This is a genomic window from Streptomyces sp. NPDC087420 (genome assembly GCF_044744165.1).
In the GTDB taxonomy this organism is placed as follows: domain Bacteria; phylum Actinomycetota; class Actinomycetes; order Streptomycetales; family Streptomycetaceae; genus Streptomyces.
This window is the reverse complement of sequence record NZ_JBIUXU010000015.1, coordinates 15432-41694: the sequence shown is the minus strand read 5'-3', so window position 1 is coordinate 41694 and position 26263 is coordinate 15432. Positions and strand designations below refer to the sequence as shown.

Annotated in this window: 26 protein-coding genes and 1 pseudogene; 7 read left to right on the top strand and 20 right to left on the bottom strand. The window is 72.3% G+C overall.

The features are described 5' to 3' along the window. Positions 1–42: 42 nt before the first annotated feature. The 4 genes from ACIO1C_RS29035 (at position 43) to ACIO1C_RS29020 (ending at position 3002) form a co-directional block, all read left to right on the top strand. Positions 43–1722: an FAD-dependent monooxygenase gene (locus ACIO1C_RS29035; RefSeq protein ID WP_401868765.1), complete on the top strand. Its 1680-nt coding sequence runs from the start codon at positions 43–45 to the stop codon at positions 1720–1722. 33 nt (positions 1723–1755) lie between these two features. Next, complete coding sequence (locus ACIO1C_RS29030; protein WP_401768269.1) at positions 1756–1842, top strand: putative leader peptide; 87 nt, start codon at positions 1756–1758, stop codon at positions 1840–1842. Between the two features lie 75 nt (positions 1843–1917). After that, complete coding sequence (locus tag ACIO1C_RS29025; protein WP_401868763.1) at positions 1918–2553, top strand: cysteine dioxygenase; 636 nt, start codon at positions 1918–1920, stop codon at positions 2551–2553. 35 nt (positions 2554–2588) lie between these two features. Next, positions 2589–3002 (top strand): rhodanese-like domain-containing protein, encoded by a 414-nt coding sequence (locus ACIO1C_RS29020; protein WP_401869196.1) that lies wholly within the window; start codon positions 2589–2591, stop codon positions 3000–3002. 121 nt (positions 3003–3123) lie between these two features. Here ACIO1C_RS29020 and ACIO1C_RS29015 read toward each other — a convergent pair whose 3' ends face one another. From ACIO1C_RS29015 to recA, 4 genes and pseudogenes are all read right to left on the bottom strand, one after another. Then, positions 3124–5706: an ABC transporter permease gene (locus ACIO1C_RS29015; protein WP_401868760.1), complete on the bottom strand. Its 2583-nt coding sequence runs from the start codon at positions 5704–5706 to the stop codon at positions 3124–3126. Then, a complete protein-coding gene (locus ACIO1C_RS29010; RefSeq protein WP_401868758.1) occupies positions 5703–6323 on the bottom strand; it encodes an ArsR/SmtB family transcription factor in 621 nt (206 codons plus the stop codon). Before ACIO1C_RS29010 ends, ACIO1C_RS29015 begins: the two co-directional genes overlap by 4 nt. 143 nt (positions 6324–6466) lie before the next feature. Further along, a pseudogene (gene recX, locus ACIO1C_RS29005) lies at positions 6467–7174 on the bottom strand (recombination regulator RecX); the annotation flags it as partial. After that, positions 7057–8208: a recombinase RecA gene (recA, locus tag ACIO1C_RS29000; protein WP_401868756.1), complete on the bottom strand. Its 1152-nt coding sequence runs from the start codon at positions 8206–8208 to the stop codon at positions 7057–7059. The pseudogene recX and the gene recA, both read right to left, overlap by 118 nt. A 305-nt stretch (positions 8209–8513) precedes the next feature. Between recA and ACIO1C_RS28995 the strand changes: the two genes are divergently transcribed. Continuing rightward, positions 8514–8648, top strand: coding sequence for a hypothetical protein (locus ACIO1C_RS28995; protein WP_401868755.1), 135 nt, complete (start codon positions 8514–8516; stop codon positions 8646–8648). 1 nt (position 8649) lies between these two features. After that, complete coding sequence (locus ACIO1C_RS28990; RefSeq protein ID WP_401868754.1) at positions 8650–8823, top strand: hypothetical protein; 174 nt, start codon at positions 8650–8652, stop codon at positions 8821–8823. A gap of 62 nt (positions 8824–8885) precedes the next feature. Here ACIO1C_RS28990 and ACIO1C_RS28985 read toward each other — a convergent pair whose 3' ends face one another. From ACIO1C_RS28985 to ACIO1C_RS28940, 10 genes are all read right to left on the bottom strand, one after another. Beyond that, positions 8886–9533, bottom strand: a complete 648-nt coding sequence (locus tag ACIO1C_RS28985) for an SIMPL domain-containing protein (RefSeq protein ID WP_401869193.1) — start codon at positions 9531–9533, stop codon at positions 8886–8888. A 147-nt stretch (positions 9534–9680) separates the two neighbouring features. Beyond that, positions 9681–11021 (bottom strand): caspase domain-containing protein, encoded by a 1341-nt coding sequence (locus ACIO1C_RS28980; RefSeq protein ID WP_401868751.1) that lies wholly within the window; start codon positions 11019–11021, stop codon positions 9681–9683. 5 nt (positions 11022–11026) lie between these two features. Further along, complete coding sequence (locus tag ACIO1C_RS28975) at positions 11027–11407, bottom strand: hypothetical protein (protein WP_401868749.1); 381 nt, start codon at positions 11405–11407, stop codon at positions 11027–11029. A gap of 44 nt (positions 11408–11451) precedes the next feature. Then, positions 11452–12696, bottom strand: coding sequence for an MFS transporter (locus tag ACIO1C_RS28970; protein ID WP_401868746.1), 1245 nt, complete (start codon positions 12694–12696; stop codon positions 11452–11454). A 112-nt stretch (positions 12697–12808) separates the two neighbouring features. Continuing rightward, positions 12809–13144 carry a YnfA family protein gene (locus ACIO1C_RS28965; RefSeq protein WP_327234175.1) on the bottom strand — a complete coding sequence of 112 codons (336 nt, stop codon included), beginning with the start codon at positions 13142–13144 and terminating at the stop codon, positions 12809–12811. Positions 13145–13236: 92 nt separating this feature from the next. Beyond that, positions 13237–14349, bottom strand: coding sequence for an AI-2E family transporter (locus ACIO1C_RS28960; RefSeq protein ID WP_401869190.1), 1113 nt, complete (start codon positions 14347–14349; stop codon positions 13237–13239). Positions 14350–14640: 291 nt separating this feature from the next. Continuing rightward, on the bottom strand, positions 14641–14835 hold the full coding sequence (locus ACIO1C_RS28955; RefSeq protein ID WP_401868743.1) for a DUF3046 domain-containing protein: 195 nt from the start codon (positions 14833–14835) through the stop codon (positions 14641–14643). 48 nt (positions 14836–14883) lie between these two features. Then, positions 14884–15192 carry an AzlD domain-containing protein gene (locus tag ACIO1C_RS28950; protein WP_401868740.1) on the bottom strand — a complete coding sequence of 103 codons (309 nt, stop codon included), beginning with the start codon at positions 15190–15192 and terminating at the stop codon, positions 14884–14886. Then, positions 15189–16025: an AzlC family ABC transporter permease gene (locus ACIO1C_RS28945; RefSeq protein WP_401868738.1), complete on the bottom strand. Its 837-nt coding sequence runs from the start codon at positions 16023–16025 to the stop codon at positions 15189–15191. Before ACIO1C_RS28945 ends, ACIO1C_RS28950 begins: the two co-directional genes overlap by 4 nt. 36 nt (positions 16026–16061) lie before the next feature. Further along, entirely contained in the window at positions 16062–16901 is an 840-nt protein-coding gene (locus tag ACIO1C_RS28940; RefSeq protein ID WP_401868736.1) for an AraC family transcriptional regulator, read from the bottom strand. A gap of 130 nt (positions 16902–17031) precedes the next feature. Between ACIO1C_RS28940 and ACIO1C_RS28935 the strand changes: the two genes are divergently transcribed. Continuing rightward, complete coding sequence (locus tag ACIO1C_RS28935; RefSeq protein ID WP_401868734.1) at positions 17032–21726, top strand: DEAD/DEAH box helicase; 4695 nt, start codon at positions 17032–17034, stop codon at positions 21724–21726. Positions 21727–21749: 23 nt separating this feature from the next. Here the strand turns inward: ACIO1C_RS28935 and ACIO1C_RS28930 are convergent, their stop codons facing one another. From ACIO1C_RS28930 to rimO, 6 genes are all read right to left on the bottom strand, one after another. Next, positions 21750–21995 (bottom strand): hypothetical protein, encoded by a 246-nt coding sequence (locus ACIO1C_RS28930; protein WP_401868731.1) that lies wholly within the window; start codon positions 21993–21995, stop codon positions 21750–21752. Positions 21996–22231: 236 nt separating this feature from the next. Beyond that, positions 22232–22702 (bottom strand): Dps family protein, encoded by a 471-nt coding sequence (locus tag ACIO1C_RS28925; RefSeq protein ID WP_401868730.1) that lies wholly within the window; start codon positions 22700–22702, stop codon positions 22232–22234. A 190-nt stretch (positions 22703–22892) separates the two neighbouring features. Beyond that, positions 22893–23276 carry a helix-turn-helix domain-containing protein gene (locus ACIO1C_RS28920; protein ID WP_161309327.1) on the bottom strand — a complete coding sequence of 128 codons (384 nt, stop codon included), beginning with the start codon at positions 23274–23276 and terminating at the stop codon, positions 22893–22895. 109 nt (positions 23277–23385) lie between these two features. Continuing rightward, positions 23386–23898, bottom strand: a complete 513-nt coding sequence (locus tag ACIO1C_RS28915; protein WP_401868728.1) for a CinA family protein — start codon at positions 23896–23898, stop codon at positions 23386–23388. After that, positions 23895–24647 carry a CDP-diacylglycerol--glycerol-3-phosphate 3-phosphatidyltransferase gene (gene pgsA, locus ACIO1C_RS28910; RefSeq protein WP_401868726.1) on the bottom strand — a complete coding sequence of 251 codons (753 nt, stop codon included), beginning with the start codon at positions 24645–24647 and terminating at the stop codon, positions 23895–23897. The genes ACIO1C_RS28915 and pgsA overlap by 4 nt, the downstream gene beginning before the upstream one ends. Further along, positions 24644–26248, bottom strand: coding sequence for a 30S ribosomal protein S12 methylthiotransferase RimO (gene rimO, locus ACIO1C_RS28905; RefSeq protein WP_401868724.1), 1605 nt, complete (start codon positions 26246–26248; stop codon positions 24644–24646). Before rimO ends, pgsA begins: the two co-directional genes overlap by 4 nt. Between the last annotated feature and the right edge of the window lie 15 nt (positions 26249–26263).

Sequence of the window (26263 nt, the reverse complement as noted above, 5' to 3'; positions counted from 1 at the left end):
CGCCACTGACCGCAGGACCGTACGGGCCGGAGGAGTCGCGCCGTGGACCCGGTGATCGTGGCGGGCGCGGGCCCCGTCGGGCTCGCGCTCTCCCTCGCCCTCGCCGCCCAGGGCGTCCCCAGCGTCGTCCTGGACGAAGGCTCTGGCACGGACGACCCGCGCCCGGCCCGCACCGTCGTCCTGCGGTCCGACACCGCCTCCTTCGCCGAACGCCTCGGCTGCACCACCCTGCGTGACGAGGGAGTCCACTGGGTGGGCTGGCGGTCACTGAGGCGCAAGCAACTGATGCGACAGCAGCCGCTCGGTGAGGACGGCGGCCCGGCCCCGCTGCACATCCCGCAGCACGCGCTGGCCCGCGGGCTGCGGGAGGCCATCGCGGACCAGCCGCTGGTACGGGTCGTGACCGGCAACCGCCTCGACTCGCTGGAGCAGGACGCGCGCGGGGTCAGCGTGCACACGCGCGGCCCCGGGGCGACCTGGTGGCGCGGCAGTCACCTGGTGGGCTGCGACGGCGCCCGGTCCACCGTCCGCAAACTGCTCGGGGTCCGCTTCCCCGGCCGTACGGGGGTCGAACGCCACGCCGTCGCCGCGCTGCGCGCCGAGCTGCCCTGGCCCGGGGAGGCCGTACTGCACCGGCAGCCGCCGTGGCGCTCCGGTGGCGCGGAGGTCTCCGCCCGGCCCCTGCCGGACGGGGTGTGGCGGCTCGACTGGCTGCTGCCCTCGCGGGACGAGTTGGTCACCCCCGACGCGCTGATCGCCCGTTTACGGGACACCCTGGCCGGCTGGTGCGGCGAGACCCCGCCGTACGAACTGCTCGACACCGGCGTCTACACGCTGCACCACCGGCTGGCCAAGCGCTGGCGGGTGGGCCGGGCGTTCCTCGCCGGGGACGCCGCGCACCTGCTCGGCGCCGTGGGCACACAGGGGCTCGACGAGGGGCTGCGGGACGCCGACAATCTCGCCTGGAAGCTCGCCCACGCCTGGCACCACGGTGCGTCCGACACCCTGCTGGACAGCTACCAGGCGGAGCGGCGCACGGCCGTGGCCGCACGGCTGCGCGCCGCCGACCAGTCGCTGCCGATACTGCGCGGCGGCGGGGGGCTGCGGACGTATCTCCCGGGGGGCGTACGCGGGCACGACACGCTGCTCTCGGACGGACATCTGGGCTTCGGGCCGCTGGGAGCACCGCCGGCCTATCCGCACTCCCCCCTCGCGCCTCCGTACGCCGAGGCGCAGACGGCGGTCGGCACGCCGCCCGGCGCGCCGGTCGACAACGTACGGGTGACGGCGCCGGACGGGACGACGGCCGGGCTGCGGGACCGGCTCGGGCGCGGACAGCTGCTGGTCGTGCTCGTCGCGCCCGGCACCGGCGTGTGGGACCGGCGGCACTGGCTGACCGCGGGTGTCATGCCCCGGTTGGCGGCGGCGGTGACGGCTCTGCCGGTACGGGCGGAGCTGCTGGTCACCGAGGGCTATCCGGGCGCGTCGGCGCACAGCGTGCTGCTGGTACGGCCGGACGGCCATCTGGTGGCGGCCTTCGGCGGAGTGCGCCCCGCCGCCCTGTACGAGGCGGCCGACGCGGCACGCGGGGGCGACCCGGCGGCCGACACCCCGTCCGTACCGTCCCCGTCCCCCGCCCCGTCCCCGCCTCCGGACTCGCCCTCCGAGCCCTCCGCGCCCTCGTCACCGACGGCCCCTGACCACACCTTGAACATCAATTGACCGTCCCCGGGCTCACATGGTGTACTCCGAAGCGTGACTGACACCGATGTGCGCCTGTGGCGGAGGGTCCATATGGACCTGGTCCGCTACGCGGGCTGCATCTGTCGCCCGTCCTGCTGATTCGCCATTTTCCCGCGTGCCGCCGTGCCTCAGGGCGGCAGTGCTTTCCGCGAACTTCTTCAGGACGGTCACCCGATGTCTTCACCCGTACGTTCCTCCGCGCCCGCACAGCCCGCCGACGGCTCTTCCGCCTCGGCGGCGGCCGTCGCCACCGCGGAGATCCCCTCTCCCGCACCTTCCGGCGTCTCGCCTTCCGCACCTTTCGGCGTCACGCGCTCCGGTCCCACGGCAGCCGAGCTGCTCGACTTCGTCCGCCGTTCCGCCGCCGACACCGAGCTGATCGCCACGCTCCCCCTCGACCCGGAGGGGCGCACGTGGATCCGGCTGGAAGGGCCCGCGGGCAGCGAGGCCTGGCTGATCGGCTGGCCGCCCGGCACGGGCACCGGCTGGCACGACCACGGCGGCTCGCACGGCGCGCTCGCCACGGCGGCGGGGACGCTCAAGGAGGACTCGCTGGCGGCCCGGCCGCCCACCGAGGGCTGGAAGACACTGGAGCTGGCCGACGGGGTGGACCGCGAGCGGCAGCTGACGGCCGGGGTGGGCCGGGCGTTCGGCAAGCACCACGTGCATGAGGTGCGCAACGAGTCCGAGATCGAACACGCCGTCTCCGTACACGCGTACTACCCGCCGCTGCCGATGATAAGGCGCTACAGCCGCAACGGCGCGGTCCTCCGGCTGGAGCAGGTCGAGGGTCCGGAGGACTGGCAGTGAGCGCCACCCACGCCGCCAACGGCGACAACTCGGCGATAGCCACCGGGTCCACGACCGCCGCCGCAGGTGAGCGGGTCGGGATCGACGAGCTGCTGGAGCGGGTCCGCGAGGGCCTCGACCGGGTCGAGGCCCGGGAGGCCTTCGAGGCCGCCGAGGACGGCGCCCTGCTGGTGGACATCCGTTACCAGGCCCTGCGCGAGCGCGACGGGCTGATCCCCGGGGCGCTGGTCGTGGAGCGCAACGAGCTGGAATGGCGTCTCGACCCGCAGGGCAGCCACCGGGCGGCGGAGGCCACGAGCCACGACCTGCGGGTGGTCGTGATCTGCAACGAGGGGTACGCGTCCAGCCTCGCCGCCGTGTCGCTGCGCCAACTCGGACTGCACCGCGCGACCGACCTGGTCGGGGGCTTCCAGGCGTGGAAGGCCGAGGGGCTGCCGGTCGCCCCGTGAGGTGACGGGCAGGACCGGGTCCGGCGCGACCAGCTCTCCCCCACCGGATCGGCTTCGGGCCGGCTGATTCTCCAGCCGGCCCCACCGCCCCTCCTCGTCCGCCACCGGACGCTGCCGGGCGCTACCGGGCAGCGACCACCTCCACCGGCCGGACCCTCAGGACGGACCTGCCGGGCAGGGCGGTCGCCACCAGCGCGAGCAGCGCGGCGGCGCCGACGACGGCCCCGTACAGCAGCGGTCGCACCGAGGGACTCGCCCCGCCCGTCATCCCGGCACTGAACGCGGTCAGGACGGCGAGGGCGATGCCCGTACCGAGCACGGTGGCGATCAGCAGGAGCGTGAGCGCCTCGGCGCGCAGCATCCGCAGGACCTGGCGGCGCGTGCCGCCGGCCAGGCGGAGCATCGCGAACTCCCTGATCCGCTCCGAGACCGACATGGCGAGCGTGTTGACGACGGCGATCGCGGTGAAGGCCAGCACCAGCCCCATGGCGAGGAAGTTCACCTCGGCGTTGGCCTGCCCCCGTTCGGCCTGGAGGCGGTCGGCACCGGCCGGATCGAGCACGGACACGCCGGGGAACCCGGCGACGGCCGCGGCCAGCGCCGCCCGGCCCTGCTCCCGGCTCCGGCCCTGCTCCTGGCCCGCGCCTCCCGCTACCTCACCGGCGACGAGGACCGTCGTGGCGAGCGGATTGTCCATGTGACCGGCCAACAGGTCGTGCGCGACGGTCAGATCGCCGAAGCCGAGGCCGCGTCCGTAGACGGCGGAGACGGTGAGCGCGGCCGGCGTACCGTCGCCCAGCGTCAGCCGCAGGCGGGAACCCACGCGCAGGTCCAGCTGATCGGCGGCGAGTTCGCTGACGGCCACCGTGTCCGGGCCGAACCCCTTGAGCGAGCCGTGGAGCAGGTCGGCATCCCAGGTGCGGTCCAGGCCCGCGGGGGTGACGCCCTGGGCCACGTACTTGTCTAGACCGACGCGGACCGTGGTCCGTACCACCTCCGTGACTGCCGTGACGCCCGGGACCTCACGGACCTGGGCGGCCGCCTCGGACGGCACACCCGGTCCGCCCGAGGTGAGCACCCAGCCGGCCAGAGTCCCTTCGCGGGCCTGCGCGCGGGCGGCGTCCTCCAGGGTCGGCCGGACGAAGAGGACGGTGCAGGTCATCCCGATCAGCAGAGCGAGCGGGGTGACGGCCGCGGCCATACGGGTGGCGTGCGCGCGGATGTTCGCGGCGGCGAGCCTGCCGCCGGGCCCGGCGAGCCGGAGGGGGACGGCGAGCGGCACCATGACCGCCCTCAGGAGCACCGGGCCGAGCAGGGAGACGGACGCGGCCAGGACCACAACGGCCAGGAACGTCACGGGGGTCGACGCGGGCTCGGTGCGCAGCGTGCTGAGCACGACGACGAGGACCACCCCGCCGGCCAGCAGGAGCAGTCCGGCGACCAGCCGGCCCCAGGCGGGACGGGTGCGCTCGACGGCGGCTTCGGCCATCGCCTCCGCCGGGCGGATCCGGGTGATGCGGCGGCCGGAGATCCGGGCCGCGGCCCAGGCCCCGAGGACGGTGACGGCGACGGCGGCGAAGACCGGGAAGACGCTGGTGACGCGCTCCAGGGTGGCGGGGACGGCGCCCAGCGCGACAAAGCGGCCGTGGAGCCAGGCTCCGAGGGGCAGTCCGGCCAGGGCACCGGTCACTCCGGCCGCCGCGCCGACGAACAGCGCCTCACGGCCGAGCAGGGCGCGGATCTGGCGGGGGGTGGCGGCGACGGCGCGCAGCAGGGCGAGTTCGCGGTGCCGCTGCTGGATGGAGAGGGCGAAGGTGGAGACGACGACGAGGATCGCGACGAGCAGGGACGTACCGCCCATCGCGCCGCCCATGGAGATGAGTTTCGCCCGGGCGCCGGAGGCGTCGAGGAACTCGACGGGGCCGCGGTCGTCACCGGAGGTGACCCGGGCGGTGGTGCCGTCCAGGGCGCGGGAGAGCGCGGTCTTCAGCGCCCTTGTGCCGGTGCCGTGTTCCGGCACCACCGCGATCGCGGTGACCTGCCCGGGCCGGCCCGCCAGCCGCCGGGCCTCGGCGGCGGAGAAGAAGAGCGAGGTCTGCTGCCGCAGGTCGCCGCCTTCCGCGGCGGCGATGCCCGAGACGGTGTAGGTGCGCGGGGCGTGGGTGGACTGGACGGCCAGCCGGTCCCCCGGCCGCAGTCCGGCGCGCCGGGCGAGCGGGCGGTCGATCACGACCTCGTCGGCGGCCTTCGGGGCGCGGCCGTCCGCCAGGGTGAAGGGAGTGAGCGCGGCGGACTCCCAGGCGTGGCCGTACGAGGTCCCGTTCGTCGCGTCCGTACCGCCGCTCAACGGCTGGGCGGGGAAGGTCAGTTCCGGTACGGCGGACCGGACGCCGTCGACCGCCGCGACCCGGCCGACGATCGCGTCGGACAGCCAGGCGCGCTCGGCGACGGGCTTCGCCTTGTGCTTGGTCTTGGTCTCGCCGTCGCCCTTGTGTTTGAGCGTCGTCTGATGGACGTTCTGGTCGGCGGAGACGATGAGCGGCGCCGCGGCGTAGCGCTCGGGGGCGATCCGGCCGCGTAAGCCGGTCTCCAGGAGGGTGCCGCAGGCGGTGATGAGCGCGGCGGCGCACATCAGGGCGGCGAAGGCGCCGAGGAACCCGGCCTTGCGGTCCTTGATCGTCTGGAAGGCGTACCGCAGCATCATGACGCGTCCGTCTCGTCGGTGGTACCGGGGACGCCGTGGGAGGGAGCGGGGGCGTCGGGGGCCGGGAAGGCGAGCAGCCGGGTGAGCACGGGACGCGCACCGGGCGGGGTCAGTTCGTCCGGCCGTTTGTAGCGGTTGAGGAGCGCGATGTACTCCTCGAAGAACTCGGCCAGTTCGTCACGGGTGAGCCGTATCGTGCCGCGCGAGTACGGGAAGGCGTCCGCCCAGTCGCCGAGGGGGTCGCTCTCGCGTTGCAGCCGCTCGAAGAGGTCGAGGTCCGCCGCGTACGCCTGGTGGTTCAACTCGTCCATGAGGAGGCGCGTCTCGGGACTCTGGCGGCTGCGCGGCGGAAAACGCCGGTCGCCGGGCACGGCCCGCCACCAACGCTCCCTGCGGGGAGTCGCGCCCTCGGTCTCCTCGACAAAGCCGTAACGGGCGAGCTCCCGGAGGTGATAGCTGGTGGCTCCGGTGTTGAGCCCGAGCACGCGGGCGAGGATCGCCGAGGTCGCGGGCCCGTGCAGGGTCAGGCGTTCGAGTATCTGCTGCCGCCGGGGTTGCGCGAGCGCCTTGAGCGCGGCGAGACCGGTCGTCGCGGGGTGGTCGGGTTCCTGTGCCATGCCGTCCACAGTGCTCTGTGCACATACCTCTGTGCACTGGAGCGGACCTGCGTCTTGGGGGTGGGGAAAGCCCTACCAACGGCGCCCGCACCGGCCCCGAGACCCACCCCGAGCGCGCCCGTCAACCGCCCTGGCGGCCCGCACTAGTACAGCTCCTCGTCCAGCCCTTCGGTGTCCTCGCCCTCCTCCTCCAACGCCTGTTTGACCACGCGCAGCGCCATGCCCTCTCCGTACCCCTTGCGGGCCAGCATGCCCGCGAGCCGGCGGAGCCGTTTGTCGCGCTCCAGGCCACGGGTGGACCGGAGCTTGCGGGCGACCAGTTCGCGGGCGGTCGCCTCCTCCCGCTCGGAGTCGAGCTGTCCGACCGCTTCGTCGATCAGGGTCGCGTCCACGCCTTTGGTCCGCAGCTCCCGCGCCAGGGCACGCCGGGCCAGGCCCCGGCCGTGGTGCCGGGACTCCACCCACGCGCCCGCGAACGCGGCGTCGTCGATGAGCCCCACGTCCTCGAAGCGGGAGAGGACCTCTTCCGCCACGTCCTCGGGGATCTCCCGCTTCTCCAGCGCGTCCGCGAGCTGTTTCCGGGTGCGCGGGGTGCCGGTGAGCAGGCGCAGACAGATCGCCCGCGCCCGCTCGGCCGGATCCTGGGGTGGCAGCTCCTGCTCGGCCCCCGACGAGTCGGGGCTGCCACCCGGCCGGTCCGTTCGCCGCCTCTTCGCATAAGGCATCGGACGAACTAGCTCTTGGCCGCTACTGCCTTGGCCGACTTGGCCTTGGTGGCAGGAGCGGGCACCGACTTCGCCGGGTCCTCGGCCGCGGTGGCCGTACCGGACGCCGTGGCGGAGATCGCCGCCGCGGCCGGCTCAGCGGTGACGGCTGCCGCCGCCTCCGGCCTGACACCGATGCCGAGCTTCTCCAAGATCTTCTTCTCGATCTCGTCGGCGAGGTCGGGATTGTCCTTGAGGAAGTTCCGCGCGTTCTCCTTGCCCTGGCCGAGCTGGTCGCCCTCGTACGTGTACCAGGCGCCGGCCTTCCGTACGAAGCCCTCGTCCACGCCCATGTCGATCAGGCCGCCCTCGCGGCTGATGCCGTGGCCGTAGAGGATGTCGAACTCGGCCTGCTTGAAGGGGGGCGCGACCTTGTTCTTGACCACCTTGACGCGGGTGCGGTTGCCGACCGCGTCCGTGCCGTCCTTGAGCGTCTCGATACGACGGATGTCGAGGCGCACCGACGCGTAGAACTTGAGCGCGCGGCCACCGGTCGTGGTCTCCGGCGAGCCGAACATGACGCCGATCTTCTCGCGGAGCTGGTTGATGAAGATCGCGGTGGTCTTGGACTGGTTGAGCGCGCTGGTGATCTTCCGGAGTGCCTGGCTCATCAGCCGCGCCTGGAGGCCGACGTGCGAGTCGCCCATCTCTCCCTCGATCTCCGCGCGCGGCACCAGGGCCGCGACGGAGTCGATGACGATGAGGTCGAGCGCCCCGGAGCGGACCAGCATGTCCACGATCTCGAGCGCCTGCTCGCCGTTGTCCGGCTGGGACAGGATCAGGTTGTCGATGTCGACGCCGAGCTTCTTCGCGTACTCGGGGTCGAGGGCGTGTTCGGCATCGATGAAGGCCACCGTGCCGCCGAGCTTCTGCGCGTTCGCCACCGCGTGCAGCGTGAGGGTCGTCTTTCCGGAGGACTCCGGTCCGTACACCTCCACCACACGGCCGCGCGGCAGACCGCCGACGCCGAGCGCGACGTCGAGCGCGGTCGATCCGGTGGGGATGACCTCGATGGGTTCGTTCGGCCGCTCGCCCAGGCGCATCACCGCGCCCTTCCCGAATTGCCGTTCAATTTGTGCGAGAGCGGCGTCGAGCGCCTTCTCGCGGTCGGTTCCTGCCATGGGTTCCACCCGATTTGCTTGTGTCGATCGCTTCACGTCAAAGACGCTATCCCCTGCCACTGACAACGGGCTCCGGCGCCGTCCCTGCCTGTGGACAAGTCCGCCGGAAACGCCACCGGCCGACCCCGGAAAACCGGTCCGCTTTCCATCAGAACGGATGTTCGATTTCAGTGTCAAGCGCCACACGCCTGCCGTCCCCGGGCCCGTGACTCACCGTTCGGCGACTGCCGCGTCGGAGCGCGGGTACCGGGTAGGCGCACGCGTAGAAGGGATACCGCGAGGTGCGGCAGAGGGGGGAGAGCCCGGTGGAACTGGCAGACGGTCGTGGCGCGTGGATCCCGGACGGGACGGCGGGAGTGGTGGTCGTCCTGCTCATCTTTGCCTTCGTCATCGGCATGTTCGCCTGGGGGATCTGGAACAAGTACCTCAGGGGGCGCTGAGATGGCCACCGTCCTGGGAGTGATCCTGATCGTCGCCGGCGCGGCCATCGCCGCGACGGGCCGGCTGACCGCCCGCACCTACGGACGGGACTCCGCCGGCCGCCGGATCGGGATCTGGTTGCTCTTTTTCGCCACGGGCGTGGGAGTGGCCTCAGCCGGCTTCGCCCTCATCTGACGGCTCCCGAAGGTGGTCGGCAGGCGACCGGGCACGATCGACGATCGCCGTATGTCCGCGTGTCAGCCACCGGTGATCGAGAAGCCGATCACCACGCCCGCGGTGACACTGATCTTGCCGGGGGCGAGGTCACCCTCGCCGCCGGCCCCGTCGGCCTGGCGGTGCCCTCGGTAGGAGTTCTGCAACTGGTCGGAGTCCACGTCCTTGATGTGGACGACGGGACCGAGCCGGACATCGGCGGCCTCCGCATACAGGGCCGCCTTCTCACGTGCGGCGGCTACGGCGGCCGTGCGCGCCTGGGCGCGAAGTTCGTTCTTTGTACTCACGTCGAACTCGACACCGTCGACCTGGTTCGCCCCGGCCTCGACCACGTCGACGAGTACCGTCTCCAGGATGTCCAGCTCACGCAGCTCGATCACGAAGGAGGCCTTGCACTCATAGCCAAGGAACGTGCGCTCATTGCCGTAGCTCCATGAGGACTTCAGGTCCAGGCGCGAGGTGGACACCGCACTGTCCGGAATGCCGTGGCCGCGCAGCACCTCCCGGATCTGGTTGACGCTGCCCCGGGTGACCTCGAACGACTCGCCCGGCTTCTGCCTCGTCTGGTTGATCGCCACGCGAAGCCGGGCAACATCCGGCGTGGCATCCACGCTTGCCGCGCCGAAGACGGATATGCCCCAGGGGGCGTCTATGGACTGGGTACCGTTCATGCCGCCCATCCAACCAGGTCAGCGACCTGCGAGGGGCGGGTTTGACGCCGGTACGGCGGGGTGGGTGGGAGAGGTCGCAGCGGATCCCGTCAGCCGCCCGCACAAGAAGCGGGTGTGCGTTGTCGACAGGACTACAGGGCTACAGGGCTAGGTGGGAAGCCTGGGATCCATGTCGACCAGTTCCCGATGCGAACGGAACAGGGGTCCGCCGAGGCGTTCCACGGCCCGGCGCAGCACCACCGGATCGCCGTCGACGGAGCTCAGTTGGCAGACTCCGATGTAACCAAAATCCCGCAACTCCTTGATGTCCCCGGGGAGGAGGGAGGTCCTGTCGGGGAGCGGGGCCGTCTGGCGTGGGCGGACCACCAGGACGTGGGATGCGGTCCTGCTGCCTCCCTGGCCGATCGAGTAGGTGAACGTGCGCAGCACGCCGAGATAGTCGACGTCCTGCCACGGGATGCGCCACGAGGCGCCATAGAGTTCCAGGGCCAGTCCTGTTTCGTCGACCGTCAGGATCCACGGTTTCTCTCGCGCCGCCACGGCCGCTCCCCAGCCGAAGAGCAGGAAGAACAGTTCAAAGATGAAGCCGCCTGCCCTCTCGCTCAGGTCGAGCCACATGTAGTAGCCGAACCAGCCGGCCAGGGCGATCATCACGGCGCTCAGGCAGGCCCACGAACGGCGTTTGGCGGGGCTCGTCCTCTTGGTGAGGAGTACGCGTGACGGGCCCGTCGGCTGCTGGCTCACCGGGCGTTCTCCGACGGGACCGCTGACCAGAACGAGGTCGCTGGCGGCGTTCACCGAGCGGCGCTGCGGACGAGGAAGTCCTCGCCTGGCCAGATCGTGGTCCACGTACGTATAGATCTCGTCCAGGGTGAGGGGGCCCGAAGCGTGGAGTGCTCCCAGCAGGGCTTCGGTGAAGGCGGTGTACGTGGCGCCGGGCGGTGCGTGTGAGGGGGCGGTGGCAGTCGTGGAGGTGAGGGTGAAGGTGCCGGTCACTTCCAGCTGGCCGGCCACGAGGCTGTCCGGCGTGCTCATCGCCGCCACGGCCCGGCCGGAGAAGCAGCAGTCGAGTATGAGGACTCTGGCTCTGGCTCTGGCGCGTGACAGTTCACGCTTGACCACTTCCAGCGGCACCGCGGTGTAGGCGACGTTGTCCGGCTCCGCGTCTGCCAGGGTGAGGTGCAGTAACCCGTCTTCGTCCAGCAGACCGTGGCCCGCGTAGTAGACCAGCAGCAGATCGGTGGCCTCACGCCGCGCCACGGCCAGCGCGCTGCCGAGCGTCGCCTTGTCGAGCGGCTGGTCCTCGTTTCCCAGGACCTGGCAGTGGTCGGCGGGGAGCAGACCGTGCTCCCCGGTCAGGACCTTCCACAGAGCGGTGAGGTTGTCCCGCACGGCCGGTATCTCCGCAAGGTTCGCGGAACTGTAGGCGGACACGCCGATCAGCACGGCGCGAGAGGCGCTTCCGTCGGGAATCCACGGGTCCGGCATCGGTCTCAGTCGCGGGACTGTTCGAGCAGCGTCACGACCTCGGCGATGACGCGCTCGGGATCCGCGGCCCGGCGCACATCCACCTCGACGCGGCGTCCGTCCGCCGCGACGACCGACACTTTGACATCCGTACGGCGCTGAATCAGCCAGGTCGTCAGGGACCGGGCGAGTACGGCGCCGGCGCCGCCCGAACCCAGGGCCACCGCCACCACGTCGAGAGCCACTCCCATGTGGCCCGGCTCCGGCGCGGATTGCCGCATCTCCAGACGGCCACGGAGCACGTCCTCCAGGGCCAGCCAGTCGCGCAGTGCCAGTAGGTGCGTCTCGGCGTCGTCGCCGGACACCCTCAGTTCGAGTTCAGGACTCTCCGTATCCCCCGTCGTCATGCCGACCATGATGCCAGGTGGCTCCCTCCTGGGAGGCCGCGTCTTCAATCGGACCGGAGATCGTTCCGACAGGCGGAACCGCCTTCAGGAATGAGGATGATCACGAGTCCCGTCACGACCAGTGCGGTGCCGGCGAGATGGACGCCGGTGAAGCCCGCCTGGTGCAGGACGGTGCCGCCCACGGCGGAGCCGGCCGCGATGCCGGTGTTGAACACGGAGATGTTGACCGCCCCGGCGAGCTGGGCGCCGGGACCGGCCCGCCGGTCCACATCCGCCTGCGCGGCGGTGCTGAACGCGCCGAACGCCGCGGACCAGACCAGGGCGGTGAGCCAGGTCATCGCCGGGCGGGCCATCACCACGGGGACAACGGCCAGGCACAGGGCGAGCGAGGCCGCCGCGACCGGCGGAGTGCGGCGGGTACGGCGGTCGGCGCCCGCACCGCCGACCGCGTTGCCGATCGTGGCGGCCACGCCGCCGGTCAGCAGCAGGAGAGCCGTCGTGGCCGGCCCGAGATCGGTACGCCGGGTCAGGAGGACGACGAAGTACGTGGACGCCGTGTAGTGGCCCGCCGTGACAGCGGCGTTGGCCACGAAGGTGAGCGGCATCCGGCCTCGGCCCAGCGCCGCCAGCTGCGCCTTCGTACCGGACGGTGGGGCGGGAGCGGGAGGTGGGGCGGGGGCGGACGGTGTCAGCAGTGCCGCTGCCGTCAGCACGGCCGCAGCCAGGGCCGCCAGCCCGCCGTACACCCCGCGCCAGCCCACGGCGTCCGCCAGTAGCGTGCTCGCCGGGACACCCACGACGCCGGAGACCGTGATGCCGCCGAAGACCACGGCCACCGCCCGGCCCCGCCGCTCGGGGCCGACGAGCACCGTCGCCGTGGCGAGCGCCGTCACGGCGTAGAGAGCCGCCGCCGCGCCGGTGAACGCCCGTGCGGCGAGCAGGAGGGGGAACGCGGGGGCCGCGGCGGTCACAGCGTTCCCCACGGCCAGCGCTCCCAGGGCGCCCAGGAGCACCCGCCGTCGAGGCGCCCTCCTGAGGACGAGCGTGAGTACGGGCCCCGCCACGACCACCGCCACCGCGTACACGGAGACGAGCGTGCCCGCGGCGCCGACGGAGACCGCCAGGTCGGCGCCGATGACGGGGAGCAGCCCGGCGACCCCCAGCTCACTCGTGCCCAGCACCCACGCGCCGAGGGCCAGCACGGTCAGAGTCGGCAGCACGCGCGTGCGCGGGTGTCGACACGAGTCGGCGCGCTCGGAGGGGGACGTGGAGAGCGAGGAGGAGCACATGCGCGGGACACCCCTGGGTGACAGTCCGGAGGCGCGCACCACCGATCGGGCGCGCGGGAAGCCGCACGGCGAAGGGGGGAGGGGTGTCGCTGAATACGGGCGGCGCGTCGGCTCAGTGGCCGCGCGGCGCGAACATGAGAACGGCCATGCCGACCAGGCAGATCGACGCGCCGGTGATGTCGTAACGGTCCGGGCGGTAGCCGTCGGCGACCACGCCCCACAGGATCGATCCTGCCACGAAGACGCCGCCGTACGCCGCCAGGATCCGGCCGAACTGCCCGTCCGGCTGGAGGGTCGCCGCGAAGCCGTACAGGCCGAGCGCGATGACACCGGCGCCGATCCAGATCCAGCCCTTGTGCTCGCGCACCCCCTGCCAGACGAGCCAGGCTCCGCCGATCTCGAACAGCGCGGCAACCACGAACAGGGCGAGCGAACGCGCTACGTACACGGATGCGGGTCTTTCTCTCGGGATGTCACGACCCAGCATGCACGGCCGGCGATCCGGCCGTGCGACCCGGGTCGGCGTCCGCACTCACCCGTTCACCGGCGCCCCAGCACCCTGCGCCTCGCCCACCCGAGGATCGACCCGCCCCCGCGCGGCCGCGTGCCGTGCACCCTCGGGTCGTCCATCACCGCGTACCGCTTCACGTACGCCCCCAGGAACGCCTGGAGCGTGGCGATCGCCGGGATGGCGATCAGCGCGCCGACCGCGCCCAGGAGGGCCGTACCGGCGATGACCGAGCCGAAGGCGACCGCCGGGTGGATGTCGACGGTCTTGGCGGTGAGCTTGGGCTGGAGGACGTAGTTCTCGAACTGCTGGTAGAGCAGCACAAATCCGAGCACCCAGAGCGCGTACCAAGGGGCGACGGTGAAGGCGATCAGCATCGGCAGGGCGCCCGCCAGATACGTACCGATGGTCGGGATGAACTGCGACACCAGGCCCACCCACACCGCGAGCACCGGCGCGTACGGCACCCCCAGAGTCGCCAGCAGGACGTAGTGCGCGACTCCCGAGATGAGGGCCATCAGGCCGCGGGAGTAGATGTAGCCCCCGGTCTTCTCGACCGCGATCTCCCACGCGCGCAGCACCTCGGCCTGCTTGGCGGGCGGCAGGACGGAGCACAGTCCGCGCCGCAGGCGGGGGCCGTCGGCCGCGAAGTAGAACGAGAACAGGAAGATCGTCAGGAGTCGGAACAGCCCGCCGAGCACGGTGGTGGAGACGTCCAGCACCCCGGTGGCGCTGTTCTGGACGTACCGCTGGAGCCAGTCGGAGTGCAGGAGGCTGTCCTGGACCGCGACGCGGGACAGCTCGGTGTGGAAGTTCTCGTTGAGCCAGTTGATCAGGGAGTCGAGGTACGCGGGAAAGGACTCGACGATCTGGATGATCTGGCCGGCCAGTATCGAGCCGAGCATCACGACAAAGCCGACGCTGGCGACCACCACACCGAAGAAGACCAGGAAGGTGGCGAGTCCACGCCGCATCCCGCTCGACGCCATGCGGCTGACGGCCGGTTCGACCGCCAGCGCCAGGAAAAACGCGATCAGTACGTTGATCAGCAGTCCGATGAGCTGATGGAACGCCCAACTGCCCAGCTGGAAACAGGCGACGAGTCCCAGCGCCAGGATCATGGCGCGCGGCAGCCAATGGGGCATACGGGCCCGGCCGTCGTCGCTCCCTTCCCGCACGCCCCCACCGGCGCCGGCGAGCGCCGGGACGGGGGATCGGGAGGAGGAAGGCGAGGGGGACGGAATCGGCGGATGTACGCCCTGCGGGGTCTCGTCTGTCGGTGCCACTGGCCAAGTGTCGCCTACCGCCGGGACGTCCCGTCCCACCGAGGACGACGAGGCGCCGCCACGGGTGGTTCGTTCATCCGCGCGTCGGCACAGCGCGATCGAATCGTGACGCGGTGCGAGGCACGGGTCCCCCTCCCCCCTCGATCCGTCTCACCGCCTCTCCGCCGGGATGTCCGTCGCGGCGCAGACCGCCCGCCACACGTCCTTCGTCTCCCAGCCCGCCTCGAGCGCGCCGTACACCGTACGACCCCCCAGCTCGGCCATCACATGGTCGCGGGCGAAGGACTCGGCGTACGCGACGCCGAAGTGGTCCGCCATCCGCTCCCAGAAAATCGTCAACCGCATGGCACCAGTATCGCGCCCCTGGGAGTGCGGAGGGAGCGGGCGTACGCCTCAGCCGCCCAGGGCCCGCACCCCTGCCGTGACCAGTACCGCCGCCCCCACGACCACCAGGAAGGGGGCGCGCAGGACCAGCGCGAGGGCCGCCGCCGCGACTCCCGCGCCCCGTGCGTCCACGACGAGCGAGCCGTTGAGGCTGAACGTCTGCTGCGCCGTGAGCGCGGCCAGCAGGGCGACGGGAAGCAGCGCGGAGAGCTTCTGTACGAGGGGTCGTTCGAGCGCTCCCTCGGGCACCAGCAGACCCACCAGCTTGACGAGATAACAGCCCACGGCCGTCACCCCGATGGCGATCCAGATGTTCAACGCCCTGCTTCCTTTCTGCCGTGAACGCCTTGGACGTAGAGCGCGGCGGGCGCGGCCAGCGCCGCGACCAGGACAGGGACACCGCCGGGCAGCACCGGCAGGAAGCCCAGCCCGAGGACGACGGCGAGACCCGCGACCGTCCGCTCGGTCGCCGTCCGCAGCATGGGAGCCAGCAGCGCGAGGAAGACGGCGGGTCCCGCCGCGTCGAGGCCCCACGCGTCGGTGTCCCCCAGGGCCTCGGCACCGAGCGCCCCGGCGAGGGTGGTGAGGTTCCAGAGGAGGTAGAGGGTGAGCCCGGTGACGGTGAAGCCGATCCTGGCGCCGCGCCGGGTGGGCTGGGCGAGGGCGACGGCCGTGGTCTCGTCGATGACCCACTGGGCGGCGAAGGGGCGTACGGGACCGGGCAGCCGCAGCAGTTGCGACAGCCTGAGTCCGTAGAACGCGTTGCGTACGCCGAGGAAAAACGCGCCGGCCGCGGCGGTCAGCGGATTGCCGCCCGCCGCCAGGGCTCCGACCAGGGCGAACTGCGAGGCGCCGGTGAAGACCAGCAGGCTGAGGGCGCAGCTCTGGAGAACGGTGAGGCCGGCGCCCGCGGAGGTGACGCCGAAGGCGAAACCGGAGAGCCCGACGGCGATCCCGACCCCCAGCGCGTCGCGGACGACGGCCCGGTCGGACTTCGGCTCGGGGATGGGTTGCCCGGCGGTGTGCGCCGGTGTGTCAATGCCTGACGAGGTCGGTCTGTCCGACGGGCCCCGCGGGCCGTCCGGCGTCGCGGGCCAGGGTACGGATGCTGTCTGATCTGCCACGTCCCGGACGGTACGCGGCCGGGACATGGTCGTCTTGTACGTTCTTGCACCGACCGTACAAGATCATCTTGCGCTCATCGCGCCGGGCCTCCGCTCCCTGCGGTAGGCGCCCGGCGGCACGCCGACGATCCGGGTGAAGTGCCGGTTGAGGTGCGGCTGGTCGGAGAAGCCGACGGCCAGGGCCGCCTCCGCCGGGGCGGTGCCCGCGTCCAGGAGCCGGCGGGCCCGCCGTACACGCGCGCCGGTCAGCCAGGTGTGCGGAGGCAGGTCGTACGTGTCCCTGAACGCCCTCAGCAGCGCGAACGGACTGGTCCCGAGGTCCGCCGCGAGCCGCTCCAGGGAGGGCGGGTCGGCCATCCGCTCCTCCAGCACGGCACGCGCGCGTGCCGCGATCCTGGCCCCCGCACCCCGTACCTCCCGCTGCTGGAGCGGCCCGCCGTTGAGGCGCAGCAGGCGGGTCACGGCGACCCTCAGGAAAGTGTCGGCGGCCAGGGCGTTGCCCTCGTCGGCCGCGCGGAGCACCTGGTGCACCAGCCGGACGGTGTACGGGTCGTCGAAGACCGGGGCCGTGAAACCGGGGGTCCCGCGGATCGTCATCGTCTCGGCCGCGATGGCGGAGACCACGTCGGCCGACGGGTAGACGGCCCCGTACTGCCAGCCCTCGGGGTCCTGGGCATGGCCGGTGTGCGGGGTCTCGGGGTTGACCAGCGCGAGGGAACCGGGTCCGGCGTACTGGTCGCCTCCGCCGTGGTGGAAGATCTCGACGCCCTCGGTGATCGCGGCGATGACAAAGGTCTCGTGGGTGTGCCGGAGGAACGTCTTGTGGATGTAGTGCGCACGCAGCAGGTCGACCCCCGGCAGGTCGGCGTAGTTCCAGTGCCGTGCCCGCTCCCGTGCCGCCATTTCCCCATTCTGCCGTCGCGCGGCGGCGGCGGATGAACGGCGGCTGGTGAACAGCGGCGCGTGAAAGGCGGACCGGAGCCGTTTCCCCAGCTCCGGGCGATTGTCAGTGGCCGGGTGCACGATAGGTGGCATGGCACGTACCGCGCTCGACTCCTTCTCCCCCGCGACCCGCGCCTGGTTCACGGGGGCCTTCTCCGCGCCCACCGCGGCGCAGGAGGGGGCCTGGCGTGCCATCCAGGAGGGTTCTGACGTGCTGGTCGTCGCCCCGACCGGCTCCGGCAAGACGCTGGCCGCCTTCCTCGCCGCCCTCGACCAGCTGGCGTCGAAGCCGCCGCCCGCCGAGGCGCGGAAGCGCTGCCGGGTGCTGTACGTGTCGCCGCTCAAGGCCCTCGCGGTCGACGTGGAGCGCAATCTGCGCAGCCCGCTCACCGGCATCAGGCAGGAGTCCGTGCGGCTCGGCCTGCCCGAGCCCGAGGTGCGGGTCGGTATCCGCTCCGGGGACACCCCGGCCGCCGAGCGCAGGACGCTGGCGACCAAACCGCCGGACATCCTCATCACGACCCCCGAATCGCTGTTCCTGATGCTCACGTCCGCCGCCCGGGACGCGCTCGCCGGGATCGAGACGGTGATCCTGGACGAGGTGCACGCCGTGGCCGGGACGAAGCGGGGGGCGCATCTCGCGCTCTCCCTGGAGCGGCTGGACGAGCTGCTGCCGCGCCCGGCCCGCCGTATCGGTCTCTCGGCGACGGTCCGTCCGGTGGAGGAGGTCGCCCGTTACCTCTCCCCGCAGCGCCGGGTGGAGATCGTCCAGCCCCCGTCGGGCAAGGAGTTCGACCTCTCCGTCGTCGTGCCGGTCGAGGATCTGGGCGAGCTGGGCGGCTCTCCCGCGACCGACACGGACAACGCCGAGAAGCCCTCGATCTGGCCGCACGTGGAGGAGCGGATCGCCGATCTTGTCCAGTCCCACCGCTCGACGATCGTCTTCGCCAACTCCCGCCGCCTCGCCGAGCGCCTGTGCAACCGGCTGAACGAGATCGCGTACGAACGGGCGACAGGGGAGGCCATGCCCCAGGCGCACTCCCCCGCCGAGGTGATGGCCCAGTCGGGCGCCGCGCAGGGGGCGCCGCCGCTGCTCGCGCGGGCGCATCACGGCTCGGTGTCCAAGGAGCAGCGCGCGCAGGTCGAGGAGGATCTCAAGGCGGGCCGGCTGCCCGCCGTCGTGGCCACGTCCAGCCTGGAGCTGGGCATCGACATGGGCGCGGTGGACCTGGTCATCCAGGTCGAGTCGCCGCCCTCGGTCGCCTCCGGCCTCCAGCGCGTCGGGCGCGCCGGCCACCAGGTGGGAGCGGTCTCCACGGGCGTGGTCTTCCCCAAGTACCGCGGCGATCTGGTGCAGGCGGCGGTGGTCACGGAGCGGATGCGCAGCGGCTCCATCGAGGCACTGCGGGTCCCCGCGAATCCGCTGGACGTGCTGGCACAGCAGCTGGTCGCGATCGTCGCCCTGGACACCCGGCAGGCCGACGACCTGCTGGCGCTGGCCCGCCGGGCCGCACCGTTCGCCTCCCTGCCCGAGTCGGCCTTCACCGCCGTGCTCGACATGCTCGCCGGGCGCTATCCGTCGGACGCCTTCGCGGAGCTGCGCCCGCGTGTGGTGTGGGACCGCGTGGCCGGTACGGTCACGGGCCGCCCCGGGGCGCAGCGCCTGGCCGTCACCTCCGGGGGCACCATCCCGGACCGTGGCCTGTTCGGTGTCTTCCTGGCCGGGTCCGACCCGAAGAAGGGCGGCGGGCGGGTCGGTGAGCTGGACGAGGAGATGGTGTACGAGTCCCGGGCGGGCGACGTCTTCACGCTCGGCACGTCGTCGTGGCGCATCGAGGACATCACCCGCGACCGGGTGCTGGTCACCCCCGCGCCGGGAGCCCCGGGCCGGCTGCCCTTCTGGAAGGGCGACCAGCTGGGCCGGCCGCTGGAGTTGGGGCGTGCGGTGGGCGCGTTCCTGCGCGAGGTCGGCGCGCTCTCCGAGGAGGACGCCCGGCTGCGGCTGATGACGGCGGGCCTCGACCACTGGGCGGCGGGCAATCTGCTGGCGTATCTGGACGAGCAGCGCCGTGCCTGCGGCCACGTCCCGGACGACCGGACGATCCTCGTCGAGCGCTTCCGGGACGAGCTGGGCGACTGGCGGGTGGTGATCCACTCCCCGTTCGGCGCCCAGGTGCACGCTCCCTGGGCGCTGGCGCTCGGCGCCCGCCTCGCCGAGCGGTACGGAATGGACGCCCAGGTCATGCACGCGGACGACGGCATCGTGCTGCGCCTGCCCGACGCCGACCTGATGGGTCTCGACCTGCTCGACGCCGACCTCGGCGATCTGGGCAGCCCGGGCGGGACGGGCGATACGGGCCGGTCGGGCGGTACGGGCGGCCCCGGCAAGGAGCGCGACCGCCTCGACACGACCTTCGACAGTGCGCAGGCGCCCGTCGGCGCCGCCGATGTGGCCTTCGACCGCGGTGAGATCAGCGGCCTCGTCACCGAACAGGTCGGCGGATCCGCGCTGTTCGCCTCCCGCTTCCGTGAGTGCGCGGCGCGGGCGCTTCTGCTTCCGCGCCGCAGCCCCGGCAAGCGCACCCCGCTGTGGCAGCAGCGCCAGCGCGCCGCCCAACTCCTCCAGGTGGCCAGCGAGTTCGGCTCGTTCCCGATCGTGCTGGAGGCCGTCAGGGAATGCCTCCAGGACGTCTTCGACGTGCCGGGTCTCACGGAACTGATGGGGGACATCGAGTCCAGGAAGGTCCGGCTGGTCGAGGTCACCACCACCGAGCCCTCCCCCTTCGCCCGTTCCCTGCTCTTCGGCTATGTCGCCCAGTTCCTGTACGAGGGCGACTCCCCGCTCGCCGAGCGGCGCGCGGCCGCGCTCTCCCTGGACTCCCGGCTGCTGGCCGAGCTGCTGGGCCAGGCCGAGCTGCGCGAACTGCTCGACCCGGAGGTCCTCACGGAGCTGGAGCGCGAGCTCCAGTGGCTGACCGAGGACCGCCGTATCAAGGACGTGGAAGGGGTCGCCGACCTCCTGCGGGTCCTCGGGCCGCTCACGGACGCCGAGTTGGCGGAGCGCGGCGCGCGAGCGCCCTGGGCCGGGGAGCTGGCCGAGGCCCGCCGGGCCATCCGGGTCCGCGTCGGCGGAGCCGACCACTGGGCGGCGATCGAGGACGCGGGCCGGCTGCGGGACGCTCTGGGCACCGCCCTGCCCGTCGGCGTCCCCGAGGCGTTCACCGAACCGGTCAAGGACCCCCTGGGCGATCTCCTCGCCCGCTTCGCCCGTACACACGGCCCGTTCACCTCGTCCCAGGCCGCCGCGCGCTTCGGCCTGGGCGCGGCGGTCACGGACGGCGCGCTGCAACGCCTCGCGGCCGGCGGCCGGGTCGTCCAGGGCGAGTTCCACCCCTCGGGCATCGGCCAGGAGTGGTGCGACGCCACGGTCCTGCGCCGGCTGCGCCGCCGCTCGCTGGCCGCCCTGCGCCAGGAGCTGGAGCCCGTCCCGCCCGCCGCGCTCGCCACCTTCCTCCCCCAGTGGCAGCACCTGGGCAGCCACAGCCTGCGCGGGATCGACGGACTCGCCCGCGCCGTGGAGCAGTTGCAGGGCGCCCCGGTCCCGGCCTCGGCCCTGGAGCGGCTGATCCTGCCGTCCCGGGTCAGCGGCTACACCCCGGCGCTGCTGGACGAACTGACCACCACGGGTGAGGTCTTGTGGGCGGGCGCCGGCGCGCTCCCCGGCAAGGACGGCTGGGTCTCGCTCCACCTCGCCGACACGGCCCCGCTGTTGCTGGCGCCCCCGCACCCCCTGGAGCTGAGCGCGCTCCACGAATCCGTCCTCGCGATCCTCTCGGGCGGTTACGGCCTGTTCTTCCGCCAGATCGCCGACCAGGTCCGCGCCACCACCCACCCGGACGCCGCCGATCCGCACCTGGCCGACGTCCTCTGGGACCTGTCCTGGTCCGGCCGGCTCACCAACGACACGCTCGCGCCCCTGCGGGCGCTGCTCGGCTCGGGCCGCACGGCGGGCTCCACCGCCCACCGGGCCAGGCGCCCGGTCCCGCGCGGGCGGTACGGCTCGCTCACGACGGCCGCGCGGACCGCGTCGCGGACGGGCCCGCCGACGGTCAGCGGACGCTGGTCGCTGCTCCCCGCCCCGGAACCGGACCGTACGCACCGCGCGCACGCGCTGGCCAGGGCCCTCCTCGACCGCCATGGCGTGGTGACCCGCGGCGCGGTCGCCGCGGAAGGCGTCGAGGGCGGCTTCTCCGCCGTGTACCGCGTCCTGTCGGCCTTCGAGGACAGCGGGCAGGCCCGCCGTGGTTATGTCGTGGAGGGCCTGGGCGCGGCCCAGTTCGCGATGGACGGCGCGGTCGACCGGCTCCGCGCGGCGTCGACGGCCCGCGACCGCGGGGAATCCGGCGCCGCGCCCCGGGCCGTGGTCCTGGCGGCCGCGGACCCCGCCAACGCGTACGGGGCGGCGCTCCCCTGGCCCGAGCCCCCGGACGGCGCCGGGCACAAGCCGGGCCGCAAAGCCGGCTCCCTGGTCGTCCTGGTCGACGGCGAGCTGACGCTGTACATGGAACGGGGCGGCAAGACCCTCCTGGCCTGGCCGAAGGACCCGGAGGATCCCGCCCTCACGGCGGCGGCCCAGGCCCTGGCGGGAGCGGCCCGCGCGGGAGCGCTGGGCACGATCACGGTGGAGCGGGCGAACGGCGTATCGGCCCTGACGTCCCCCTTGGGCCGCACCCTGGAGACCGCCGGTTTCCACGCGACCCCGAGGGGCCTGCGCCTACGCGCCTGAGCCGCTGTCCCGGCGCCGCATGCCTACGCGCCTGAGCCGCCGCCCCGGCGTGGCGAGGAGGACACCCCGGCGGGCCGTACCGGGTCGGACACCCCGGCGGCCGTACGGGACACGGCGTGCACCGGCAGCAGACTCAGCCCCCAGCCGCCCGCCGCCACCGCCCCCTCGACGAAGCCGGTGTGCTCGGGCGCCAGCACGAGCCGCAGGACCGCCCACCACCACAGCCCGCCCAGCGCGACCGTCGGCAGAAGGATCCATCGCCTCGCCATAGCCGCCGCTGCCTCCTCCACCCGCCCCAGGACCACCCGGCCTCCGGTCGTCTCAGAAGTCTCCCCCGCCCAGCCCCACCCCGCATCCAGAACGCCCATCCCCACCCAAAAGCCGCTACCAGAAGCCGCCACGACACGACCGGCAGCGCACAGAAGTGGGCCCCCCGGCCGACGACCGGGGGACCCTCTTCACGCTCGCGCGGACCGCAGCGGGAGCGGACGACGTCAACCTGCTCTCAGACGCTCTCCGCCTGGAACATCCAGGCATGCTTCTCCAGATCCGCCGTGACCTGGATCAGGACGTCCTGGGTGACCGGGTCGGGGTCGTCGGTCACCTTGACGCGATCGCGCATCTGCCCGATCACCGCGCCGAGGCCGTCGACCATGAGGCGGACCGCGTCCGCGTCCTTGATCCAGCCGTTCGGGACCGTACCGAAGGCACTGGTCGCCGCGACCGTGCCGGCGCGGCCGTCCGGGGTGACGCCGAGGGCCGACGCCCGTTCGGCCACGGTGTCCATGTGCTGCCGCGCCGTGGTCACGACCTCGTCGAGCTGGAGATGTACGGAGCGGAAGCGGGGACCGACGATGTTCCAGTGCACCTGTTTGGCGACCAGCGCGAGATCCACCAGGTCCACGAGCGCGCCCTGGAGCGCCTCGCCGACCAGCTTGACGTCTTCCTCGGACAGGGAACTCTTGACGACAGACATGCACGTCCTCCATTGCCGTTCGTACGTACCTTCAACCATGGCACAGATGCCCTGAAGAGGTCATTTCACTCCCATGGGCTGCCGGGGGCTGGCGGGGGCTGCGGGAAGAAGACAAAAACCCCGGCCGGTGAAGTGCACCGGACGGGGCTCGCGCCGAACGTACGAACGGGTGGGACAGCACCCGCGGAATCTAGGCGGCGACGACGTCCACCGCTTCCGTGGGTGCCTTGATGGTCACCCGTTCCGTCGGCACCTTGGCCACCGACGTCACGGAGACAGAGTTGAGCATCGGGCGTACTGGCGCCGGCACGGGCTCGTTCGCCGCCGCCGACGCTGCCAGCTCGGCCAGCGACAGTTCGTCGCTCACTTCACGCATGAGCTCGGACATCCGTACATCCAGCGCGTCGCAGATCGCGGAGAGCAGCTCGGAGGATGCCTCCTTCTGCCCCCGCTCCACCTCGGAAAGATAGCCGAGCGAGACTCGGGCGGACGAGGAGACTTCGCGCAGAGTACGGCCCTGGCGCTGGCGCTGCCGACGCAGCACGTCACCAAGCAGGCGACGGAGCAGAATCATCGGTGGCTCCCTCCTCGGACCGCGTAGCCGCATCCTTCTCGCCCCACCGTACCGCCTCGCGCCGCGGCCGTGCGGGGAGCGATGCGGTGTTCACTCAGGGCTGCAAACATCAATTCCCCCCGTTCTGTTCCGTATCCTGTGCCCGCCCGTTCCCGGAAAGTTCGCTGCGGAGCAGTCTCAGCACGCTGAGTACACTCTCTTTACGAATGTCCGCCCGGTCACCGTTCAACCGCAGAGCGACAACTTTCCCGGGACCGATCGGTCCCGCGACCGCCACATAGACGGTCCCCACGGGCCGGCCGTCCTGCGGTTCAGGACCCGCCACCCCGGTGGTCGAGGCGCCCCAGTCGGCGCCCAGGACCCGTCGTACCCCCGCCGCCATCTGCCGTGCGACCTCGGGATCCACCGCACCGCGCTCGGCCAGCAGGGGCGCGGCGACGCCCAGGACGTCCCGCTTGAGATCCGTCGCATAGGCCGTCACGGACCCGCGGAAGCTCCGGGAGGCGCCGGGGACGGAGGTCAGCTCCGCGGCCACCAGACCGCCTGTCAGGGACTCCGCGACGGCGAGCGTCGCGGACCGCTCCTCCAGCAGCGCCAGCACCCGCGCCGCGTCGCCGTTCACCGCGTCGACTCCGCCGCGGCACTCTCCCCGGCCCCGTCGGCCTCACCCGACTCGTCAGAGTCATCAGACGCGGCTGGATGGTGAACCTCCGCCGCCAACCGCCGCGCCACGATCCCCCGCCGCCGGATGAGCACCGCGTCGCGTACGTAGTCCAGTCCGGTGACCACCGTCAGCACGACGGCCAGCGCCATCACCCAGAAGCGCAGCGTCGCCAGCGGCCCCGTCAGCGCCAGTACGTACATCCCCACCGCCACGCCCTGCGCCAGGGTCTTCGCCTTGCCGCCCCGGCTGGCCGGGATGACGGCGAGTCTGATCACCCAGAACCGCATCAGCGTGATGCCGGTCTCACGGAAGAGGATGACGCCCGTCACCCACCAGGGCAGATCGCCCAGCACCGAGAGACTGATCAGCCCCGCCGCCATGATCGCCTTGTCGGCGATGGGGTCGGCGATCTTCCCGAAGTCGGTGACCAGGTTGTACGTACGGGCCAGATGGCCGTCGAAGACGTCGGTGATCATGGCGACGGCGAACGCCGCCCACGCCCAGGCGCGCCAGGCCGGGTCGAACCCGCCGTCCTGGAACAGCAGCACCACGAAGGCGGGCACGAGCACCAGCCGCACCATGGTGAGTATGTTGGCGATGTTCCACAGGCTGGCCTGATTGACCGCAGCAGCCCCCAGCTTGCCCTTGGGCGCCGGTACCCGCTTCGCGCCGGTACCGCCCGCAGCGGACGCCGGGACTCCGGTCATCTGGCCGCCTCCTCACCCGGGGTCCGTGGGTCGTCCCCCGGAAAGTCGCAGTACTCGACGACCAGGTCCACGCCCTGGGTGCCGACCACCTTCGCCTCGACCATACGGCCGGGACGCAGACCCGTGCCGGAGGTGAAGATCACCTGTCCGTCCGTTTCGGGCGCCTGGTGCGCCGCGCGCCCGGTGGCGGCCTCCTCGGGCCCCTCTTCGCCGGCGTAGGAATCACTCTCCGCACCACTCTCCGGAGCGACCGACTCCACCAACACCTCAAGGCTCTCACCGAGGCGCTCCTCGGCGCGCTGGGCCGTCAGCTCCTCGGCGAGGCGCGACAGGTGCGCCAGCCGCTCGTCGATGACGTCCTGGTCCAGCTTGTCGCCGTAGGTGGCGGCCTCCGTGCCGTCCTCGTCCGAGTACCCGAAGACGCCGATGGCGTCGAGCCGCGCACCGGTCAGGAAACGTTCCAGCTCGGCGAAGTCCGCCTCCGTCTCGCCGGGGAAGCCGACGATGAAGTTCGAGCGCACACCGGCCTGCGGGGCCTTGCCCCGGATGGTCCCGAGCAGTTCGAGGAAGCGCTCGGTGTCCCCGAAGCGCCGCATCGCGCGCAGCACACCCGGCGCGGAGTGCTGGAAGGACAGGTCGAAGTACGGGGCGACCTTGGGCGTGGACGTCAGGACGTCGATCAGGCCGGGGCGCATCTCGGCCGGCTGGAGGTAGCTGACCCGGATCCGCTCGATGCCGTCGACGGCCGCCAGCTCGGGCAGCAGCGTCTCCAGCAGGCGGATGTCGCCGAGGTCCTTGCCGTACGAGGTGTTGTTCTCGGAGACGAGCATGACCTCCTTGACGCCCTGGTCGGCCAGCCAGCGCGTCTCGGTGAGCACGTCGCTGGGGCGCCGGGAGATGAAGGAGCCGCGGAACGAGGGGATGGCGCAGAAGGTGCAGCGGCGGTCGCAGCCGGAGGCGAGCTTCACGGAGGCGACGGGGCTGGTGTCCAGGCGGCGCCGCAGGGGGGCGCGCGGTCCTGAGGCGGGCGCGAGCCCGGCGGGCAGGTCGGCGGGGAGCGTCTCGGGGTCCGGCGCGACGGCGGCTGCCAGGACCGTGCCGGCGGGGGCCGCCGTGGCGACCCCGCCGGCGTGGCCGTGACCGGGCAGGGCCACCCCGGCGGCACCCTGTCGCTCGGCCGGGCTGAGCGGCAGCAGCTTGCGCCGGTCGCGGGGCGTGTGCGACGCGTGGATGCCGCCGTTCAGGATGGTCTGGAGCCGGTCGGAGATGTCGGCGTAGTCGTCAAAGCCGAGCACGCCGTCCGCCTCGGGCAGGGCCTCGGCCAGCTCCTTGCCGTAGCGCTCGGCCATGCAGCCGACGGCGACGACGGCCTGGGTCTTGCCGTGGGCCTTGAGATCGTTGGCTTCCAGCAGGGCGTCGACGGAGTCCTTCTTCGCGGCTTCGACAAATCCGCAGGTGTTGACGACGGCGACGTCCGCGTCCGAGGCGTCCTGGACGAGCTCCCAGCCGTCCGCTGCCAAGCGGCCTGCAAGCTCCTCCGAGTCCACCTCGTTACGGGCGCAGCCAAGAGTGACAAGGGCGACGGTACGGCGTTCGGGCATGGCATCAGACTACTT

What these genes read in the sequence shown, in the direction of transcription:
- ACIO1C_RS28975 (WP_401868749.1), bottom strand. Translation starts at nt 11,407, where the DNA reads ATGACGACGGGGGATACGGAGAGTCCTGAACTCGAACTGAGGGTGTCC.
- rimO (WP_401868724.1), bottom strand. Translation starts at nt 26,248, where the DNA reads ATGCCCGAACGCCGTACCGTCGCCCTTGTCACTCTTGGCTGCGCCCGT.
- ACIO1C_RS28940 (WP_401868736.1), bottom strand. Translation starts at nt 16,901, where the DNA reads ATGGCGGCACGGGAGCGGGCACGGCACTGGAACTACGCCGACCTGCCG.
- ACIO1C_RS29025 (WP_401868763.1), top strand. Translation starts at nt 1,918, where the DNA reads ATGTCTTCACCCGTACGTTCCTCCGCGCCCGCACAGCCCGCCGACGGC.
- ACIO1C_RS29015 (WP_401868760.1), bottom strand. Translation starts at nt 5,706, where the DNA reads ATGATGCTGCGGTACGCCTTCCAGACGATCAAGGACCGCAAGGCCGGG.
- ACIO1C_RS28990 (WP_401868754.1), top strand. Translation starts at nt 8,650, where the DNA reads ATGGCCACCGTCCTGGGAGTGATCCTGATCGTCGCCGGCGCGGCCATC.
- ACIO1C_RS28980 (WP_401868751.1), bottom strand. Translation starts at nt 11,021, where the DNA reads ATGCCGGACCCGTGGATTCCCGACGGAAGCGCCTCTCGCGCCGTGCTG.
- ACIO1C_RS28925 (WP_401868730.1), bottom strand. Translation starts at nt 22,702, where the DNA reads ATGTCTGTCGTCAAGAGTTCCCTGTCCGAGGAAGACGTCAAGCTGGTC.
- ACIO1C_RS28955 (WP_401868743.1), bottom strand. Translation starts at nt 14,835, where the DNA reads ATGCGGTTGACGATTTTCTGGGAGCGGATGGCGGACCACTTCGGCGTC.
- ACIO1C_RS29010 (WP_401868758.1), bottom strand. Translation starts at nt 6,323, where the DNA reads ATGGCACAGGAACCCGACCACCCCGCGACGACCGGTCTCGCCGCGCTC.
- ACIO1C_RS28920 (WP_161309327.1), bottom strand. Translation starts at nt 23,276, where the DNA reads ATGATTCTGCTCCGTCGCCTGCTTGGTGACGTGCTGCGTCGGCAGCGC.
- ACIO1C_RS28930 (WP_401868731.1), bottom strand. Translation starts at nt 21,995, where the DNA reads ATGGCGAGGCGATGGATCCTTCTGCCGACGGTCGCGCTGGGCGGGCTG.
- ACIO1C_RS28985 (WP_401869193.1), bottom strand. Translation starts at nt 9,533, where the DNA reads ATGAACGGTACCCAGTCCATAGACGCCCCCTGGGGCATATCCGTCTTC.
- recA (WP_401868756.1), bottom strand. Translation starts at nt 8,208, where the DNA reads ATGGCAGGAACCGACCGCGAGAAGGCGCTCGACGCCGCTCTCGCACAA.
- ACIO1C_RS28970 (WP_401868746.1), bottom strand. Translation starts at nt 12,696, where the DNA reads ATGTGCTCCTCCTCGCTCTCCACGTCCCCCTCCGAGCGCGCCGACTCG.
- pgsA (WP_401868726.1), bottom strand. Translation starts at nt 24,647, where the DNA reads ATGACCGGAGTCCCGGCGTCCGCTGCGGGCGGTACCGGCGCGAAGCGG.
- ACIO1C_RS28935 (WP_401868734.1), top strand. Translation starts at nt 17,032, where the DNA reads ATGGCACGTACCGCGCTCGACTCCTTCTCCCCCGCGACCCGCGCCTGG.
- ACIO1C_RS28960 (WP_401869190.1), bottom strand. Translation starts at nt 14,349, where the DNA reads ATGCCCCATTGGCTGCCGCGCGCCATGATCCTGGCGCTGGGACTCGTC.
- ACIO1C_RS28945 (WP_401868738.1), bottom strand. Translation starts at nt 16,025, where the DNA reads ATGTCCCGGCCGCGTACCGTCCGGGACGTGGCAGATCAGACAGCATCC.